The following is an 18,936-nucleotide window of genomic DNA, read 5'->3' on the forward strand; positions in this document are numbered from 1 at the left end:
GCTGATGAAAGTGTGCGGGGACTTCAGATCGAAGCATCACTAATGGTGAGGGTAACTTAATGATAGACCAGGAGCTGCACTATTAAAACGTTAAAATCGCACGAAAAATTTGAGAGCTTTGTATCACTTACAAGCTCATTGACATGAAAGTAGGGATCTACTAATGCAACGATTAAATAGATTTATTAAAAAATTATCACATTTAGTTATTAGTGATTTTATTGAACTCGCATCATGGAAAAGTAAACGATCAATATATATTCAACCAAGTCACTACTCTACCCTAGAAGATCGCCTCTCCATTCAAACAGGTGACTATTTAATTAAATCTGGTGAAACATTATTTATGGAACAGGAAGTAAGGATACCTGAACATTGGGATCAAACCGATTTTGGTTTGCAATTAACGTTTGGGAATCCAGCTCAACGAACACTTCATGAAGCACTTGTATCTATAAACGGAAAGCCCTATCACGGTATTGATCGTAATCGTGATTATGTTCCTTTACCAAAAAGTGAGTCATCAACGATTCATTTATCTGTAGAGCTCTATCAACCCATTGCTCAAGCAAAAGACCACTTAAACGAACAGAACGAACCGGCAGAACATCATCCAGCCGATTTATATCTAATAAATAATAGACTCATCGCTAGAAATAAACCATTAGAAAAGCTTATTTTCTTACTTAGAACTTACTTAGAATCCATCGCTTTATTGCCTGAAAATCACATGACTAGAATAGAAATTTTTCAAGTGCTGGATCAATTTGCAAATCAAAATGAAAATATCGAAGCAAATAAATGGTCGGATTACGTTTTTATTAAAGAACAAACGGATCAACTCACAGCGCAATTGAAAGCATTAACTAAACCCTCCAGTGGAACCATTCATATGGTTGGACAATCTCATATTGACCTAGCATGGCTTTGGCCAGCAAAAGAAGCTGTTCGAAAATGCAGTCGTACGTTTTCAACGATGAGTACATTACTTGATAGAAACACTAATTTCACTTATGCCCAGAGTCAACCTAAAGCTTTTGCTGATATAAAAGAACATTTCCCTGATGTCTTTAATCGTGTTAAAGAGCATATTTCAAGTGGACGATTTGAATTGGTAGGTGGGATGTGGGTTGAACCAGATTTAAATATTCCTTCGGGAGAATCACTCGTACGTCAATTACTTTATGGACTCTCTTTCTATGAGACCGAATTTGGCATTAAACCACGCATTGAGTGGCTTCCTGACACTTTCGGTTATTGTGCATCACTACCACAAATCTTAAAAAAAGCCGATATGGAATATTTCATGACAACAAAGATGAATTGGAATGATACAAACAAATTTCCATATGACCTCTTTTACTGGGAAGGAATAGATGGATCACGTGTGCTTTCTTATTTAAATCATGGTATTAACGAATATACGCATCCAAAAGAAATCGCTGATCACTGGAAAAGTTATAAGCAAAAAGACGTTCATCCCGAACAAATGTTACTATACGGACATGGCGATGGAGGCGGTGGCGTAACGAAAGAAATGATTAGTTATCTAGACGTAACTGATACTTTACCTGAACTACCGAAAATAGTTAACAGTTCCGCACATCAATTTTTCGATAATATTAAAGAAGCTAAACCACAGCTTCCTTGTTGGACAGGTGATATGTATCTCGAATTACACCGCGGTACTTATACATCTCAAGCTTACAATAAAAAAGCAAACCGACAAGCAGAGCTTCTCTATAGAGAAGCAGAAATCTGGAGTACTTTCGCTATGCTTAATGGCTTACAGCCTGACTTTAAAACCTTATACGATCAATGGCGTCTATTGTTATTTAATCAATTCCACGATATTATCCCGGGAACGTCAATCCCACAGGTCTATGAGCAATCAACTATTGATTATAATCAGATTATCAGTGCTGGCAAGGCCATCAGACACCGAGCAATTGATTATCTTACCGCTCTCATTGATACTCGGAGTGATGGAAAACCATATGTTATCTTTAATAGTCTTTCATGGACGCGTGACGCAATGATAAAGATTAACGTTAATAAAGAACATCAGACCATTCAAGTTAAAGATAGTGAAGGACTGGTGTATACACACACTGTTCGTTCACTAGATCATGATCAAATAGAAATAACGATTAATGTAACAGATGTTCCCGCATTCGGCTATAAAGTTATTTATCTGGTTGAGAATCAGCATCGAAACGTTGCTAGTGAAGAAATGATTTCATTTAATGGAGATTGGGAAACCCCTTTCTATCGTGTTAAATGGAATAAAGGCGGTGAAATCGTTTCATTAATTGATAAAGAGGCTAACCGTGAATTAGTTCAAGAAGGTAAAACGATGAATTCATTTCAACTTTACCATGATCGGCCTCTTTATTGGGATGCTTGGGATATTGATCCTGAGTACGATTCATACCCTATCGATTCAGTGACATTAGAAAATGTTATCGTTAAACAAAGTTCAGAATTAGAAGATATTATTACATTTTCGTATGCGTTCGAACATTCAACGATGACTCAAGACATCATTTTTTCACATGTAAATAAACGCATAGATTTTAGAACCGATGTGGATTGGAAAGAAGAGCATAAATTACTAAAAGTAGCTTTCCCAGTTAACATTTATACACAGAAAGCAACTTATGAAATTCCGTTTGGTACAATTGAAAGGCCAACGCATAAGAATACCAGTTGGGAACAAGCGCAATTTGAAGTATGTGGTCATCGCTTTGCTGACTTATCAGACACAAATTATGGGGTAAGCTTACTTAACGACTCTAAGTATGGTTACGATATAAAAGATCGAACCATTCGACTATCATTGCTGCGTGCACCAAAATGGCCAGATCCTAATTCAGATATTGGTAAACATGCTTTTACTTATTCACTTTATCCGCATCAAAATGACTGGAAATCAGGATTAACTGTCAGAGCAGGACATGAGCTTAATCAACCTGTAGTGATTAAATCGACGGAATCCCATGTTGGAAGTTTACCATCAAAAGGTTCGTTTATTGACGTGGATACTGAGCATGTAGTTATAGATACAGTTAAACCAGCTGAAAATTCACAAGGTGTTGTCGTTCGTTGCTATGAATCAACAGGGGGGCGCAACAAATTAACAATACAGCCGAACTTTAATGTTAACCAAGTTTATGAGACTAATTTACTTGAAGAACATCCTGAATATATCGGTATGAAGGCTAATCAATTAACTGTAGAGGTAAACCCTTATGAAATAAAAACCTATTACTTCACGTTGAAGGAGGAACAAAAATGACCCTCTTTCTTGATAAATCTTATCCGACAAAAATACGTGTTGAACATTTACTAAAACAAATGACCTTAAAAGAAAAGGTAGGGCAGCTTAATCAGCATTTATATGGCTGGCAATGTTACAAAAAGTATGACTCCACATTTGAATTGACAAATCTTTTTAAAAATGAAGTAGCGAAATGGGGAGGAATTGGGGCTCTATATGGTTTATTTAGAGCAGATCCATGGTCTAAAAAGACTTACAAGAATGGGATTAATGCTTTAGACAGTCCAAAAGTGGCCAATAAAATACAGGACTATATAGAAAAGCATACGCGATTAAAAATACCTGCCTTACTTTCAGAAGAGTGCCCACACGGACATCAGGCCCTAGATGGCACTGTCATTCCAACTAATATTGGTAGTGGCTCAACTTGGAATCCAGAACTCATGCAAGATATTTATTCGGATATTGCTAGAGAGATTAGAAAGCGCGGGGCACATCTGGGGCTGATTTCAACTCTTGATATTGCAAGAGACCCGAGATGGGGACGGACGGAAGAATCTTTTGGTGAAGACCCTTATTTAGCTGCTAAAATGACAGAAGCTGCTGTTAAAGGTTTTCAAGGCACGCTCTCAGAGAATCTATCTTCAATGCATCAAATTGGGGCTGTCTTAAAACATTTTAGCGCTCAAGGATCGGGAGAAGGTGGCATTAATGCAGCACCAGCTTCAATCGGCTTACGCGAATTACATGACATTCATTTACCTGGTATGAAAGCTGGTAGTAAAGCTGGGGCAGTAGGATGTATGGCTGCTTATAATGAAATTGATGGTATCCCATGTCATGCAAGTGAATATCTTCTTAATGATGTTTTACGAAAACAGCTGGGTTTTAATGGTGTTGTAATGGCAGACGGTGTTGCGATTGATCGGCTAAATATATTAACTGGAAGCTTTGAAAAGTCAGCTACGACAGCTCTAAAAGCAGGCGTTGATCTAAGTTTATGGGATACAAGCTTTACAAGATTAGAAGATGCCGTGAAAGCTCATTTACTCGATGAAAGGGTTATAGACAAAGCTGTTAGTCGCATTTTAACATTAAAGTTTGAGTTTGGGCTATTTGAAAGCCGTTATATCGATGAACCTATCTCTATTGAAACCGTCATTCACCCAAAAACCAAAGATAAAAATTTAAAAGTGGCTGAAGAATCACTCGTCTTACTAAAAAACAATGCTATTTTACCACTTAATCCATCAATAAAGAACATTGCTTTAATTGGACCAAATGCAGATTCAGTATATAACATGCTTGGCGATTACACAGCCACTCAACAAGATGGAAAAGTTAAATCCATTTATGAAGCACTTCAAATGGCTAACCCTAAGGCAACCATTACTTATAGTAAAGGGTGTGGCATTTTGGATCAAAGTAAAGATGGTTTTACAGAAGCATTAGCTGCAGCAGAAGCCGCCGATTTAGTGATCTTAGCTGTTGGTGGAAGTAGTTCTCGAGATTTTAATATTACTTTCGATAAAAATGGGGCAGCACTTCCTAACGATCAACCGGTTGATATGGACTGCGGTGAAGGAATGGATGTCGCTGATTTAAGGCTAGGGGGGGTTCAAGAGGAATTAATAGAAGCAATTAAAAAACTAAATAAACCTACTGTTGGCCTGCTTGTCCAAGGGAGACCCTACGCTGTAGAGGGAATGAGTACAGCATGTGATGCGCTTCTCTGCTGTTGGTATCCTGGTGCAGAAGGGGGAGAAGCCATCGCCCGTACGTTATTAGGTCATAATGTTCCGAGCGGGAAGTTGCCTATTTCCATTCCCCGCTCCACAAGTCAACTTCCTGTGTACTACAATAAAAAAGACTTGGGACAGCAGTTGCATTATCATGATATAACGACTTCTCCACTCTATCCATTTGGTTATGGATTAAGTTACACAACATTTAAGCTACGCATCGATGAAATCTCAAATGAAAGTATATCCATTAGAGAATTAGAGCAAGGCAACAAGGTCTTCATCAAAACGTCGATTGAAAACATTGGTAAAGTAAGTGGATCAGAGGTGATTCAACTATATAGACATGATCAACAATCAAGTATTACACCGCGAATAAAAGAGTTAAAAGCATTTAAAAAAGTATTTTTAAAACCCTCAGAGAAAATAACATATACCTTCACTTTAGGTAAAGAAGATATGTGCACATGGAACAAGGACCTTGCCTATGTTTTAGAACCAAAAAGAATTGAATGGTATGTCGGCAATAGCTCTTTAGCAAGTCAAAGCGTATTATTAACGATATATTAAACTGTATAAACACATAAAGCGTACAATCGTTTATCTCAAGTAGCAATGTTCTTGCTGTATAGGAGCGTCATATTAACTGTGTACGTAAGAATGGTGGTTACAATATTAGCGTTTTATTATGCAATAGATTGGATGGATTGAATTTGGTATTTAACTCGACTTAATCCATCCAACTTCTTGTTTATATGCCCACTATCCATCACGCGCATCGGCACGTCCAGGACATTGCCAGCGAAGGCGGGGTGAACTTGACGGTTGCCAAGCCATTTTTGTAAGCCACTTTGTTTTTCACCGAATGACCTAAACAAGTTGTTTGAACCGCTAGTTAGGTTCATATTGCTAATTTTCCGCATCGTTTGTTTGCCAAGATATTTGCTTTGCCTGGCGATGCTTGGTGCGAATGGCAGACTGGCGGCGATTCCGATGCCAAGACTATGACTAAATATTCCCTGATGTTTTAGTATGCGATAAATACACTGAAGCGCTTAAAAGTATCGAATAGTATAATTTCTTAGGAAGAGGCCGGGACATAACATAAATATGCTCTCCAAATACGAATGATGTTAGCAGGTGTAGGTTTATCACATACCCGCAGAGGAAATATACTCCCTTTCTGCGGGCACGGCTTCAGCTAATTCAGTAAAGCCAAAAGCGTTTTACTGAATGGATCTTCAGCTCGTGCTGTTCCCGCTAGAGTGTCGCATATTTCCTCTGCTATTTTGTATCATTCGTTTTAATATAATAAATACGAATCATCCATTCACAAAACAAACGGATCATTCGTATTTGATCTTATGTCTTTTACTTTTGTCCCAACCTCGCTTAACCTCTCTCCTTTTTTGTTCCTTACGTTAATTGATTTACTTTTTTGGCAAATACCAATAAGAATTCATCCCTGAAAGTTGCTGCATAGATCCTTTTGGCATTTGGACTATAGCATTAAAGACATTTAGGTAATCACCAACACCGAATAATAAATTTACACTTGCAAATGTAAAGAAAATCGCGGTTATAGCCAAACCCTCGGGAATAAAAATCCAAATAATTAGCGGAATCAATCCAAACACGATATTTGGTAATAATGACAAAAAGATAAATCGCCTCTTGGAAATTGGTGCAGTAGATACGACAAACGCCATAAAAGCTTTTGGACTAACCCACAGTTCTACTTCCTTATCTTTAGGAAATAAAATTGCATGTAAAAATTCATGAGGAAGAAGCGTTAAAAACGCCAATAAAATACCCCATATATTTATATAAACAAGTTCCAACGAAATTCCCCATAACATAGTTTTAATAATAATAGCTAGTAAAACCAACATGATGACTGGTATGATAAACAGTGATGCTACTATATTCATCATTACCATTGTATTCGGCTCTTTAAACTTCACCGCATGTTCTGGTAGATCCCCCACTGGAAGCTGATCGCTACTTTTATAAATTCCTTTCCAAACTAAATTCATCACTATCCCCCTTTCAGCCACAATCTAACAGGACATAGACTATTACGTCCCATCGCCATTACCTCCTACGACTCAGTTAGATTTGATTAGATCCTACATTATTGCGGATGAAGTGAATCGCTTATGCATCGTTTTGAGCCAACAATTGCGGAAAATAGAGCTACCATCTACATAAGTAATTTTTAGCAACTGTAACATCATTCTTGCGTACTTTACCACTTTTCCATGAAGCGAGCCCCATGTTTTCTTTCCTTGCATTTGCTCTATTTACTATCAGTTCAGCAGCCGTCTGACCATGGATTGCAAAATGAAGTTTATTTTGAACCGTAGCAAAGAAATCCTGTGTAATTATTGCGTTAGGATCGTAGTCAATGGATGTAACGTAGATATCAGTTATCTTCTGCTAGAACCTTTTCTCTGAAGCACGAATATCACGAATTCGTTCAAGTAGTTCATCAAAATAATCTTGTCCAAAATTACGCATATCTTTAAGACGATCATCATCCATTGCAAAACCTTTAACCAGATATTCATTTAAACGTTTAGTAGCCCATTGGCGGAACTGTTTGGTAGATTAGATACTAGTTTCATTTTCCGTTGTTATCAGTCTCTTTCTTGAATGTCACTTACCTATCTTCTAATATGTACTATTATACCATTTAAACATTTATTACATTAGCAAAACAAGAACGTTTGTTCTCGTTTTGTTAATTATCTTTTAATTTAAAAGACTCCTTCAGACTTTTTCTAAGTTCTAAGGGGCTGCATTTTATTTAATTTGTTAAAATACGGTATTACTTAATTCAACTTTCACCCTTGATTTTACGCAGGATTAACATTTAATATTGATACACAAAAGTATTTGTGTTTTAATTATTATAAATTCAAAAAATTGGTAAATGTGTGATGAAAGGATGAAATCTGACTTGTTATCTATAATTTTAGGTATAATTGCTATTTACGGTCCAATAATACTACCTGTGTTTTCAATAATATTACTATCAAATATTCTTGATATTGTCTCTGATAAAGTTTATGTTACGGACAAACAAAAACGTAGGATAATTATATCTGCCACTTTTATTTTGGTGGTTTTTGCAGCTTTACTATCAACCATTGCATTTAATTAGTACTTTCAAATTTCAAAAAAGCTTTGATGATTAATAGTAAACTATACCCCAGTTAGTGGTCTCCGAAGAAAGTTCAGTGCAAAAGCCAACGATCCAAAAAACGGATAAAAACATATTTATATAAACATAACTATACTCGACTGACTCCATATATAAATATGATGTCACTCCAAACACTATCCAATTAATATTGAAGGTTTCTACTTCTTCCTCCCACTCAATCGTGACCATAAAATCTTTATCCATATCAATGCTGTCCTGTTCGAATGTTAGTGATAAAAGATCATCATAACAGCGTCTAGTTCCATCTAGTGTTTTCGAGTTATGTGATATTTCATACGTTATCTGGGAAGGCGCGGATTCATTGCCAATGTATTTTATGACAAGTTGATCATTTCTATGGTAAGTGGCTTGCCAATTGGCGCTACTACCATCCATGTGGGTACTTTCTTCACAAGCTACAAGCATGAGTAATAAACAAAGAGAAACTAGCATTTTTCGTAACACCATACGCCATCTCCTTCCAATTAAAGCATAACATATTTTTGCAGCTTTCTGCATTTTCGTCTGTTCTGATCAACTTAGCTCTATTTTCTCATCTTCCCAATAAGCTAACAAGAAACTTTCAATGGCTGAAATAATATTAATCTTCCACTTAATTTGTTTATCTAATCTCTCTATCCTGTAATTCTTAAACTTTGAAGCGATATCTGCAGATATTTTTTTAACATCATCTGGATTTGTTATATATTCTTTAACAAAAGTTAAAGGTTCAGATAGCGAACTAGAACCTTATTTAATAAAACAGTGCCCTTAGAGATGGACAAAAAAATAACCCGACAATGGCCGATGCTTCATCACCAATGCAGGCTACTATTATAGACGGTTATTTTTATTTTCTTATTGTGGTTTGATGTTATTAGTCTATATCTCTATTTACGATATGCCTGATGCCCTGACAAATTCCTAATAAAGAGTCCTTGACGAGCTGATTCATAACGTGTGACTTTAGCGTGATCTTTTCAAGATTATCATGATCAACCCCTTGCGTATACATCGTCTCTTCTCCTTTTAAAACAGGCAATCCAGCTTCCTCTTGCACAAAAGCTAACCGATAAACATAAATAAGTTGATGACACTTTACCCTTTACCCCTTCATAGATAAGGAAGTTTTCAATAATGGCGATTAGCCCTTGCGGTTGAACATTCAGGCCTGACTCTTCTTTAAATTCCCTAACAATGGCTTCGGAGGTTGTTTCACCAGTTTTAACTGCATCACGAAAGTGTTATTGTTCCGTCTGCTCCACATGAAACAATAACTTTCTGGTCCTTTGCTAGAACACCACATGCACGGACATCGAATCCATTGGATCCCATATTTATTCTTATATTAATATGGCCGTACATCAAACAGCCCCCTCAATCAATAAAAACTTCATATTCAACCCCTTGGTCATCCTGATAGGAAATCGCTAATTCCAGAAAGAGAATCACACTTTTATTTCCTAGGTGCATACATTTTTTCGCCTCGATTTAGAAATGACTTCGTTGTGGTTTCTAGCAAAAATAGGATCTACAGAATTCTTTATACACTAGGATTCCTATTTCTGTTTTCCTTTGTACTAAAACTAATATTTTAAATTTTTAATTTATTAGATTCAACATATTCATTAACTTTTGTAACTGCTAAAGATAACTTTTCATACTCTGGGTATTCCGACCAACTAGCTAGTTCTGGTTTACCAAGTAAAGTTGCTGTAAGATATCTTAGATATTGTCTTCTAATAGGTTGATTAATTTGAATAATGAACTGTTCACCTTTATTGTTTTCGTAAAATAAGTAGTGCCCATATTTAGCATACTCTGAAAACAAAGTATTATCACCTTGTATTTTATACGGATAAAGTCCCTCTTTTTCAAACAAGGGGATCAAATCTCCTTTTACAGGAACAATATGCGAATGAGCATGATAACAAAGCTGTTCCCCTGGCTGTACGTTACAAAACCCAACTCGTCCATGTTCACAAGAAATACACTCTCCATACAATTCTTCCAATATTGCTTTAACTTCAGAACTAAAATCTTTATATTCCTACTCCTTTGTATTTTTATAGTTAGCACAAAATAACTATACCGCAATCTTGAAGAGAAATGCAGCTTTTGTTAATATTATTAACTATATGGAATTGTTCTTGAAAATATGTACATTAGTTTTTTAATCGTATAATGTCAATTGATTTGAATATCTGAAAAACAACTAAACATAAGGAGTTTAGTATGGACAATACTTTAGTAATAATTGCTCTAGCAATAGTTTCATCTTCTTCAAGGGGGATTATAAGCGTTATCGATAGGTACCAAATTGGATTTAAAAAAAATTCAGTAATAGATGTTAATCTATATAATAATTTGTATACTATTTCGTTAGTTTTTATCATTAGTCTTTATTTTCCTATAGGAGATATATTCACAGACTATAAAGTATATATTTATAGTTTGATAGTCCAATTTGTGGCAATGGGATACTCCTATCTATTTAAAAATATGACAATCTTCGAATCAGCTATTGCTGCAAAAACAGCCGACGTGTTTATTCCCATAGCAGTTTTTCTAGCAACAGGTGTATTTGAAATTTCTACATACCTGATTTCTATACTTACTACGCTAATGGTATATTTTTGGTTAAAAAATTCTTCTAAGGACATAAATAAATATTTACTTGGTATCTTTGTCATTGTTCCATTATTAGTAATTCAATCATTTTTATCGCCTATTTTAGTTTCAGAATACAAGGGAGATCCATACTTAGTAATTGGTTTTACTATAGTAACTTTATATATAAGATTTTTTATCTCTTTTGTCTTATTCTTATTTACAAATAAACTTAAAAAATCTGATATTTCTTTCAATCTTAAAGGGGCCTCCCTATATATTGGTAGAGGTTTTCTAACTATTATTGCTCAACTCACGTTCGTAATAGTGACAGCAAGTAATGCTGCTTCCTTAGGATGGATATTTTTAAATATGACCTCATTCTACGGCGTTATCTATTCTTCTATCTTCTTGAAAGAAAAAGTCTTAAAAAAAGATTTTTTGTTTATCTGTGCTATTACAGCTATAGTAGTAATTAAAGAATTGCTTAGTTGAGGTATACTTGAGCTTCGCAATTTTAAGCAATTCTATAAATGACATTAGAAGGGATTCCAACCTATGGAAAAATCCGTTTATCTATTTATAGAAATTGCAAAAAATTAACCTAAGTTACCCGAATTACTTCTTAATAAAGCTTATGGAAGAAGTAGGAGAAGTTTCTGAAGCCTTCCTATCAAGTGAACATTCTACTGTGGAATGAAAATAAAAATCTCACTCTTCAAATTTATCAAGGAAAATCCATTTTAGCTGATTAACGGAATTCTATGACATGGCAGACGATGTACTCAATAGATTAGCTGTATAATTTTAATTCAAGGCCTTTATAAATAGTTGCACTCTATAAATTAAGAGATCGTTTAGAAGTTGCGTGATTCATCATTATTCCGATGAATCACGCAACTCTTTATTATGGTCTTCGATTCCTGATTAAAGGAATCGAAAGCCTTTTTGGTGTGTTTTAGTTATCGCTCATTTTGTTTCCTAACATAATACGTTTCAGTTGGTCCGAGATAGCTGTCTGCTGGTTTGTTACCTTCCGGATAAATGACCAACTTTTCAAGGACAAGCCCAGGGCTGGTGGCATAGATACGTAAGGTATTTAAGCCCTTTTTACCACGTATGTTACTCGTGTGCTTGTGAATGTTATTTAGCACTCCTTGACCCCAGCTGTGATCATCAACGCGGTAGCCTTCAGGTAAGAGATTTTCATTGCGAACCTCTTCATCATTAACTTGAATCCCACAGAATAATGTATTATCGGTCGTGACAGAATTAGACGGCTGTCGATAAAGCTCGAGCTCATAGTTGCCGGCTTCCGATAGGACAACATGATATTCAAGATAAGGTGCATCCTTGCCAGTCTCAAAATAGGTCGTTGTCGGATAGGGTTTGACGGCTGATAACGTTTTTCCGTAGCCATGCAGCACGATGAATTGATGCGATTCGCCTTGGTCGTTTTCAGCATCCTGCTTCAAAGCAAAATGCTCCGCTTCAATTGAGATATAACCGTTCGTCTCAATGAAGGTTTTCTCTGGCCACTCACACTCACTATAATTAGATTCAGTGGCTTGGACGACAAGTATACATGCTCCAGTTGGCAGATCGACGACGATTTTCCCTTCTGTTTCCCCAGCCATTGCCGTACGATCAATCTGCACGGTAATAACCTCGGTCGTTTTTTCCTGACCATCTAAGCTACCACGCACTTTTGAACAGCTGAGCCACTTATGCTCACACGTAACTGTGTAATCTGCCGGCTTATCACTGACACTCGAGATCGTAAACGATGCTTCCTTTATATGTGGCTGCAAAAAGTCATTGATCTCTAATGTAGGGCTATGCCAAGGTGAGCCTTCGGTATGCTGCTCGGTTCCATCGACAGTAACAACAAGTCTTGGCTTATTCGCTGGCCACACCTGCGATAGAATGGGGTTTTGATTCTCATCCTCATTCCAGTGTGTGAAGCCGATATGCTCAGACAGACCTAAGCCATACCATTTCCCATCATCAATCGTATGGTATTGCTCAACCAATGCCTGATCCCTTATCAAACAAGCTCTAACCTCGTCCGCAAGCTGATTGGCTTCAATTTTACCTAGCTTGGCAGCGGCATTGTTTTTCCCGGTAAGGAGCCACATTTTTTGTAGGTTCAGATTCCCGACAGCGGGATAGTAGGCAAGTGCGAAATAGGCTGACATATGCTCAGCATCGACACGCTGATACAGGTCATCAGCAATAGCTAGGAGCTCATCGATTTGTGCCAAGGTATGATCCGTTTCCCGGTAATGAACGGGATGATAGACATTAACATTCATTGTTTCAGGTCGACGTTTATGCGCGATCTTTGTATAGCCCGTCAAAAGGTTAAAAAGCTTGCTTCGATCCTCGCTAGAAAAGGCTCGGGCAAAGTTCCGCTCGATCCATTGCGCCGTATAGTCATCCGTCTTATTGACAGCCTTTGTCCCCCACTTATCAAAATCATAAGCCATATCTAGGAAGAAGGATAAGGGGAATTCTTGCGTCGCTATATCACCAACATTGACTATCCAAAGATCACGGACACCGAAGTCATAAGCCTGACTCATCTGCTCCCATATCTTCGGTAAGTAGGAGCTGTTGATCCATTCGTATGATATCGGCCCGCCATGATAATCGAAATGATAATACATCCCGTAGCCGCCTTTATGATCACGCATTTCCTCAGTTGGTAGCGTCCGGAGATTGCCATGATTATCATCGCAAAGCATCAGGATGACATCCTCAAGCTCCTCCGCGTTCATTAACCCCGGCGTATCCTTGTCGCCATAGAAGAAGGGCTCGACTTCCTTATATAAGGCTAGCATTCGAGGCACCTCAGAAAGGTTCGGATTAACCTGGTCACGAATGAGTTGATTCTGTGTCTGGAGCACATCGCGCAGCATAGCAATATTATCAGCCAGCGTTGCCCCTTTGCCCATAATGGCTGTATCTTGCTCACCACGCATCCCGACTGTAATGACATTTTCAAAATGACCCGTACGCTTCAGACCATCCTCCCAAAACTTTGTGATTCCCTCACGGTTTGAAATGAAATTCCATGCATCACCATAGATTGAATCCTTCCCACGCAGGTATTTATACTCCTCACCATAGCGCAGACAAGGCTCGTGATGCGACGCCCCCATCACAACGCCGTACTCATCCGCTAGCTCAACATTTGCTAATCCTGGTCCATCGTCATTAAAGCGCGCCGACCACATCGCTGGCCAAAGGTAGTTTCCCTTCAGCCTAAGCAAGAGCTGAAAGACATGATCATACATCTTGGCATTAAAGCCGCCGAAGTTATGCGTTGTCCAGTTCCCAAAGGCTGGCCACTCGTCATTAATAAAAAAGCCACGGTAACGTACAGAAGGCTCCCTAGAAACTTCCTTCAGGTCACCAGCCAAGGCAAATGTTTCTTTCCGCTCTGGCTTCACATCACACCAATCTACCAACGGTGAAACGCCAAGCAGCTCCGACAAATGAAACAGACCATATATTGTACCCCGCTTATCACTCCCTGCAATGACAAGCGCCTGCTCAGCACCTTCAAATGGCTGCTGAATAACTTGAAATAAATAGACCTCTCTTTTGCCAGCTATTTCTGATAGATCAAGCTTATTTTGTTGCTCAAACTCTGCTAGAATCGGACTATGACCTACCGTTCCGTAGATAACCGCTTGTTTGCCGAGCACCGCTCTATCTGAGGTTTGCTCGGGTGCATGGCCAAACACCAATGCCAAATCACCCATCACCTTTTTGGCTATTTTGTTTACTCCGCTAAATGCATCTTGCTCAAGGTAAAATAATGCCCCTGTCTCCGTGTCTTTACTTAACATGTCTCGATTGATTACAAACTTCATCATAAAACCCTCTCTATAAGAAATATTTTAAGTCTCTTCGTTCGTAGCTGCCTTGCTTTTCGCTGCCTCAGCTCCATGTAGCTCATTTCATATTAACTTCGCTTTTAAATCACCCCGCCAATTATGAAAGCGTTACCAAAAAAGATCAGACAAAGTATTCCTTCAGTCTTTTCCAACGCCAATTATACCATAATTTACATGCAAATTATCGGCTATGGTTTATTTTTTCTCATTTTAGAGGTCTTTTCTCAACCCCTTATGTGAATATAGTTTACGTTAGTTAAATATTAACATCTAAGAAGATAAAATTGTTGTAATTTTTTGACGAGCAATAATTAAAGTCAATTACAACAATGAATCGCAGCTTCACCGAACTATACCTGTTTGTTTTATCTCGAAAATTGACATGCTTATTAACCACCAATAGTAATTATGTAAATGAACAAAAAGAAGCTTATGAAAAAATTCTTATGTTCAATTTTTGTAAATATGTGTGTATCTTTTACAAGGCTAAGGCGAAAAAATTAATAGCTATCTACTCTCTATTAATAACACATAACCTTCCCTCGCCATAAACTGTTTCTCAACATTATTACAGACACTTTTTTAAAAAACCTCATTTACTTATGGTACGGTTCTCCGTTGTGGTTATAAATGTAGTTAAATATATTATAAAAAAGATTCACTCTATCCCTTTAAATTCACTGCTATAATAGAGAAATAGTATCGTACATGGAAGAAATGAAGGATTATATGACAATGATGAACCTCGTTTTTTCAAGGAAAGGGTGAAACAACTTGAACGAATTGATTTTATTAGTAGAAGATGATGAACAGATTCATGAAATGGTTGCTAATCATCTTAAGAAAGAAGGATACAGGGTTGTCTCTGCATTTGATGGTGATGAAGCAATAACGCTTTTTTCTCAAGAAAAAATTGACTTAATACTGCTTGATTTAATGCTCCCATCTAGGAACGGGATCGATATTGTAAAGGAAATCCGTGAAGAAAGTTTACTACCAATTTTAATCATGTCTGCAAAAGATAGTGATGTTGACAAAGCTCTAGGACTCGGATTTGGAGCAGATGACTATATTGGAAAACCATTTTCCTTAATTGAAATGACCGCAAGAATAAATGCTGCATTACGACGATCAAATCAGTACACACAGACCCCTTTTGCTAATCAAGGAAATAAAATAGCCGTACTGAACCTTATCATTGATTTGGATAACTTCACAGTCTTAAAAAACGGAAAGGGAATCAGCTTAACGGCAAAGGAATTTCAACTATTAAGTTTACTAGCCGCACATCCCAATCAGGTATTTACCAAAGGTCAACTTTTTGAAAGCGTTTGGAAAGATGCCTATTACGGGGACGATAATGTTATAAATGTTCATATCAGAAGGCTCAGGAGTAAAATTGAAGATGATCCTTCAAAACCAACATATATAAAAACCATTTGGGGAATTGGTTATAAAATGGAGCTAAGTAAATGATCATTATATTATCTATTATTATACTTATTTTGCTTCTATTACTCATAAGGCAATACCTTTCCAAGAGAAGGTTCGACAGCAATCTGCGATACATATCTAACAAGGTCAATCATCTCATCTCCAACGATTCATTAGACCGTATTTTATTAATGACAGAGCACAAAGAGTTAAGGGGACTGTTAATTGAAATCAATCACTTGCTTGATTACCATCAAGAATACGTAGCTGATAATGCTCGTATGCGCATGTCTATGAACCGTATGCTAACCAATATTTCACATGACCTAAAAACGCCTTTAACCGTAGTTTTAGGCTATTTAGAAAACCTACAATACGATAAGGATTATACACCCAAAGAGCGCGCTGCTATGGTAGCCAAGGTATCTGTAAAAGTGATCGATGTAACAAGTCTTATTAATAAATTCTTTGATTTGGCAAAACTTGAGTCCGGTGACTGGAAACTAGACTTCAAGTCTATCCACATCAATGAAGTGTGTCGAAAAGTTATAGTGGATTATTATGATACGTTAGTCCATAAAGGCTTTGACGTAGAAATAGATATTCCCAAAAAACCTCTCTATCTTTATGGTGATGAAGATGCCTTGATTCGTATCTTAAATAACCTATTATCAAATGCGATTCGGTACGGAAAAGACGGCAATTTCGTCAGCTTAATATTATATGAGGATAACGAACTTGTAACGATTGAAGTCTCAGATAAAGGAAAAGGAATCGTCCATTCCGAACAGGACCGCATTTTTGAGCGTCTCTATACAGTTAAAGATTCGAAGAGCGAATTTACACAAGGAAGTGGCTTAGGCTTAACGATTAGTAAACGACTGACAGAACAGATGCAAGGAAAGATAGCATTTTCTAGTGTTCCTTCTAATCGGACTACCTTTGTCCTGACATTCAAAAAAGTCTAATTTTGAAAACGTAAGATTTACTTAAGGAATTGGTAATAAAAAAGACATTTTCCTTTGCTATAGTTTAGATAGATCGAAATGGAGGCAAGAAGATGACCTATATTATTCGAACACACAACTTAACTAAAACTTACAAAGGAAAAGAAGTGGTATCAGAGGTAAATATGAAGGTGAAAAAAGGGGAGATTTATGGATTTCTCGGTCCTAACGGTTCAGGGAAAACGACTCTCATGAAGATGATAACGAACCTTGTAAAACCAACTGGCGGAGAAATTGAAGTCTTAGGCGAAAAATTAAATCCCACTTCCTATGAGGTGTTAAAAAGAATGGGGAGTATCATTGAATATCCTGTTTTTTATGAAAAGCTATCCGCTAGAAAGAACCTTGAGCTCCATTGCGAATACATGGGCTATTACAATAAAGGCGCCATTTCTGAAGCACTAAAGCTAGTAAACTTAGTTAACATTGAAAAAAAAATCGTAAAGGAATTTTCTCTTGGAATGAAGCAAAGGTTAGCCATTGCAAGAGCGGTTATCACGAAACCAGATCTACTAATACTAGATGAGCCTTTAAATGGACTAGATCCCGTAGGAATACGCGAATTACGTGACTTGTTTTTAAACCTTAGTAGACAGTATGGCATGACTTTATTGATTTCCAGCCACATTCTCGGTGAGATCGAGCAGATTGCAGATACGATAGGTGTGATACGAGAAGGGAAACTACTAGAAGAGGCCTCGATGGATCTGATACGAAGCAAACATGTAGAACATGTGGAGTTAATTGTGAAAGAGCAAGCGAAAGCTGCATTTGTCCTAGAAAGTGAATTAAATATCGATAAGTTCAAAATAAAAGAACGCGATGGTTTGATTCATATCTATGATAGTAACATTTCGCAAAATGATATTATTCATGCAATGGTTACACACCAGATTGAAGTTGGATCGATTACCAAAAAAAGTAAATCTCTAGAGGATTATTTTCTACAGTTAATTGAAGGAGGTAATAAAGATGCGTAGCCTAATAAAATTGGAAATGCGTAAGATGAATATTGGAAGTATGCTATTAACTTTCCTGTATATTAATGCAGGAATTATCGGTTCGTTTTTATTGTTCGGACTAGATGAAGAGGCTACTGCAGAATTTTTAACGAGCTATGAAAGTGTATTTATGTTGATGGAAATATTTATCGTAGCTGCTTTTGTTATTTATGCCTCCGTTCTTCTCTCTCATATGATTATAGAAGAATTTAGAGATAAGACAATCTCTGTGTTGTTTATGTATCCAATTAACCGCAAAAAACTCTTAGTAGCAAAAGTTCTTATCATAAGTATGTTAACCTTCGTCTTTGTCATTCTCTCGAACATCATTGTATTTGGTAGTTTTGCCTTTATAAATTCAACTTTTCACTACATCAGTGAACCCATCACACAAGATATGTTAACTGAAAGAGCCTTTCGCACGGTTTTGATTGCACTAAGTTCTGCTGGAATGGCTTTAATACCGTTATTCTTTGGGATGAGAAAATATTCTGTACCAGCAACGATTACCTCCTCTATTCTGATTATTGCGGTTATCTTTTCATCGACAAACAGTAGTACCAACCTTTTTTCATTTATTGCGATCCCGATTTCACTAGGAATCTTTGGATTTTTGATTGCCCATCTCGTTATTACAAAAGCAGTAAAAGCTGACTTTTAAAAATCAAGGGGAGATGTAGCATCTCCCCTTGATTTTTTTATATTGATTTACACACATGGTTAGCTATCTATAGATTCACAAGCAACAA

General features: G+C 37.0%; 13 protein-coding genes and 1 pseudogene. 7 read left to right on the plus strand and 7 right to left on the minus strand.

The window, feature by feature from the left end:
• Nucleotides 1–163: 163 nt before the first annotated feature.
• Both JOE23_RS07445 and JOE23_RS07450 read left to right on the plus strand, forming a co-directional pair.
• Complete coding sequence (locus tag JOE23_RS07445) at nt 164–3,298, plus strand: alpha-mannosidase (RefSeq protein ID WP_204437144.1); 3,135 nt, start codon at nt 164–166, stop codon at nt 3,296–3,298.
• Nucleotides 3,295–5,592, plus strand: coding sequence for a glycoside hydrolase family 3 N-terminal domain-containing protein (locus JOE23_RS07450; protein ID WP_204437147.1), 2,298 nt, complete (start codon nt 3,295–3,297; stop codon nt 5,590–5,592). Before JOE23_RS07445 ends, JOE23_RS07450 begins: the two co-directional genes overlap by 4 nt.
• Nucleotides 5,593–5,708: 116 nt before the next feature.
• Here JOE23_RS07450 and JOE23_RS07455 read toward each other — a convergent pair whose 3' ends face one another.
• The 6 genes and pseudogenes from JOE23_RS07455 to JOE23_RS07485 form a co-directional block, all read right to left on the minus strand.
• A complete protein-coding gene (locus JOE23_RS07455; protein ID WP_204437148.1) occupies nt 5,709–5,900 on the minus strand; it encodes a hypothetical protein in 192 nt (63 codons plus the stop codon).
• Nucleotides 5,901–6,452: 552 nt separating this feature from the next.
• A complete protein-coding gene (locus JOE23_RS07460; RefSeq protein ID WP_204437149.1) occupies nt 6,453–7,058 on the minus strand; it encodes a DUF3267 domain-containing protein in 606 nt (201 codons plus the stop codon).
• A gap of 160 nt (nt 7,059–7,218) precedes the next feature.
• Nucleotides 7,219–7,614 (minus strand): annotated as a pseudogene (rhuM, locus tag JOE23_RS17885) (RhuM family protein); the annotation flags it as partial.
• A 604-nt stretch (nt 7,615–8,218) separates the two neighbouring features.
• A complete protein-coding gene (locus JOE23_RS07475; RefSeq protein WP_204437150.1) occupies nt 8,219–8,698 on the minus strand; it encodes a hypothetical protein in 480 nt (159 codons plus the stop codon).
• A gap of 765 nt (nt 8,699–9,463) precedes the next feature.
• Nucleotides 9,464–9,595 (minus strand): hypothetical protein, encoded by a 132-nt coding sequence (locus JOE23_RS18075; RefSeq protein WP_275581461.1) that lies wholly within the window; start codon nt 9,593–9,595, stop codon nt 9,464–9,466.
• 229 nt (nt 9,596–9,824) lie between these two features.
• On the minus strand, nt 9,825–10,244 hold the full coding sequence (locus tag JOE23_RS07485) for a hypothetical protein (RefSeq protein ID WP_204437151.1): 420 nt from the start codon (nt 10,242–10,244) through the stop codon (nt 9,825–9,827).
• Nucleotides 10,245–10,465: 221 nt separating this feature from the next.
• Between JOE23_RS07485 and JOE23_RS07490 the strand changes: the two genes are divergently transcribed.
• The gene (locus tag JOE23_RS07490) at nt 10,466–11,335 is read left to right on the plus strand and encodes a hypothetical protein (protein WP_204437153.1); all 870 of its coding nucleotides are present in this window, start codon (nt 10,466–10,468) and stop codon (nt 11,333–11,335) included.
• Nucleotides 11,336–11,802: 467 nt separating this feature from the next.
• Here the strand turns inward: JOE23_RS07490 and JOE23_RS07495 are convergent, their stop codons facing one another.
• Nucleotides 11,803–14,721, minus strand: a complete 2,919-nt coding sequence (locus tag JOE23_RS07495) for a glycosyl hydrolase 115 family protein (RefSeq protein ID WP_204437165.1) — start codon at nt 14,719–14,721, stop codon at nt 11,803–11,805.
• 798 nt (nt 14,722–15,519) lie between these two features.
• Between JOE23_RS07495 and JOE23_RS07500 the strand changes: the two genes are divergently transcribed.
• From JOE23_RS07500 to JOE23_RS07515, 4 genes are all read left to right on the plus strand, one after another.
• Entirely contained in the window at nt 15,520–16,221 is a 702-nt protein-coding gene (locus JOE23_RS07500; protein WP_204437166.1) for a response regulator transcription factor, read from the plus strand.
• Nucleotides 16,218–17,147 (plus strand): sensor histidine kinase, encoded by a 930-nt coding sequence (locus tag JOE23_RS07505; RefSeq protein WP_204437167.1) that lies wholly within the window; start codon nt 16,218–16,220, stop codon nt 17,145–17,147. Before JOE23_RS07500 ends, JOE23_RS07505 begins: the two co-directional genes overlap by 4 nt.
• 92 nt (nt 17,148–17,239) lie before the next feature.
• A complete protein-coding gene (locus tag JOE23_RS07510) occupies nt 17,240–18,166 on the plus strand; it encodes an ABC transporter ATP-binding protein (RefSeq protein WP_204437168.1) in 927 nt (308 codons plus the stop codon).
• Entirely contained in the window at nt 18,159–18,848 is a 690-nt protein-coding gene (locus tag JOE23_RS07515; RefSeq protein ID WP_204437170.1) for an ABC transporter permease, read from the plus strand. Before JOE23_RS07510 ends, JOE23_RS07515 begins: the two co-directional genes overlap by 8 nt.
• Nucleotides 18,849–18,936: the final 88 nt, after the last annotated feature.

It is taken from the genome of Amphibacillus cookii (assembly GCF_016908375.1).
In the GTDB taxonomy this organism is placed as follows: Bacteria; Bacillota; Bacilli; order Bacillales; family Amphibacillaceae; genus Amphibacillus_C; species Amphibacillus_C cookii.

Coding starts and splice junctions, on each gene's coding strand:
- JOE23_RS07445 (WP_204437144.1), top strand. CDS start 164: ATGCAACGATTAAATAGATTTATTAAAAAATTATCACATTTAGTTATT.
- JOE23_RS07450 (WP_204437147.1), top strand. CDS start 3,295: ATGACCCTCTTTCTTGATAAATCTTATCCGACAAAAATACGTGTTGAA.
- JOE23_RS07460 (WP_204437149.1), bottom strand. CDS start 7,058: ATGAATTTAGTTTGGAAAGGAATTTATAAAAGTAGCGATCAGCTTCCA.
- JOE23_RS07475 (WP_204437150.1), bottom strand. CDS start 8,698: ATGGTGTTACGAAAAATGCTAGTTTCTCTTTGTTTATTACTCATGCTT.
- JOE23_RS18075 (WP_275581461.1), bottom strand. CDS start 9,595: ATGTACGGCCATATTAATATAAGAATAAATATGGGATCCAATGGATTC.
- JOE23_RS07490 (WP_204437153.1), top strand. CDS start 10,466: ATGGACAATACTTTAGTAATAATTGCTCTAGCAATAGTTTCATCTTCT.
- JOE23_RS07495 (WP_204437165.1), bottom strand. CDS start 14,721: ATGAAGTTTGTAATCAATCGAGACATGTTAAGTAAAGACACGGAGACA.
- JOE23_RS07505 (WP_204437167.1), top strand. CDS start 16,218: ATGATCATTATATTATCTATTATTATACTTATTTTGCTTCTATTACTC.
- JOE23_RS07510 (WP_204437168.1), top strand. CDS start 17,240: ATGACCTATATTATTCGAACACACAACTTAACTAAAACTTACAAAGGA.
- JOE23_RS07515 (WP_204437170.1), top strand. CDS start 18,159: ATGCGTAGCCTAATAAAATTGGAAATGCGTAAGATGAATATTGGAAGT.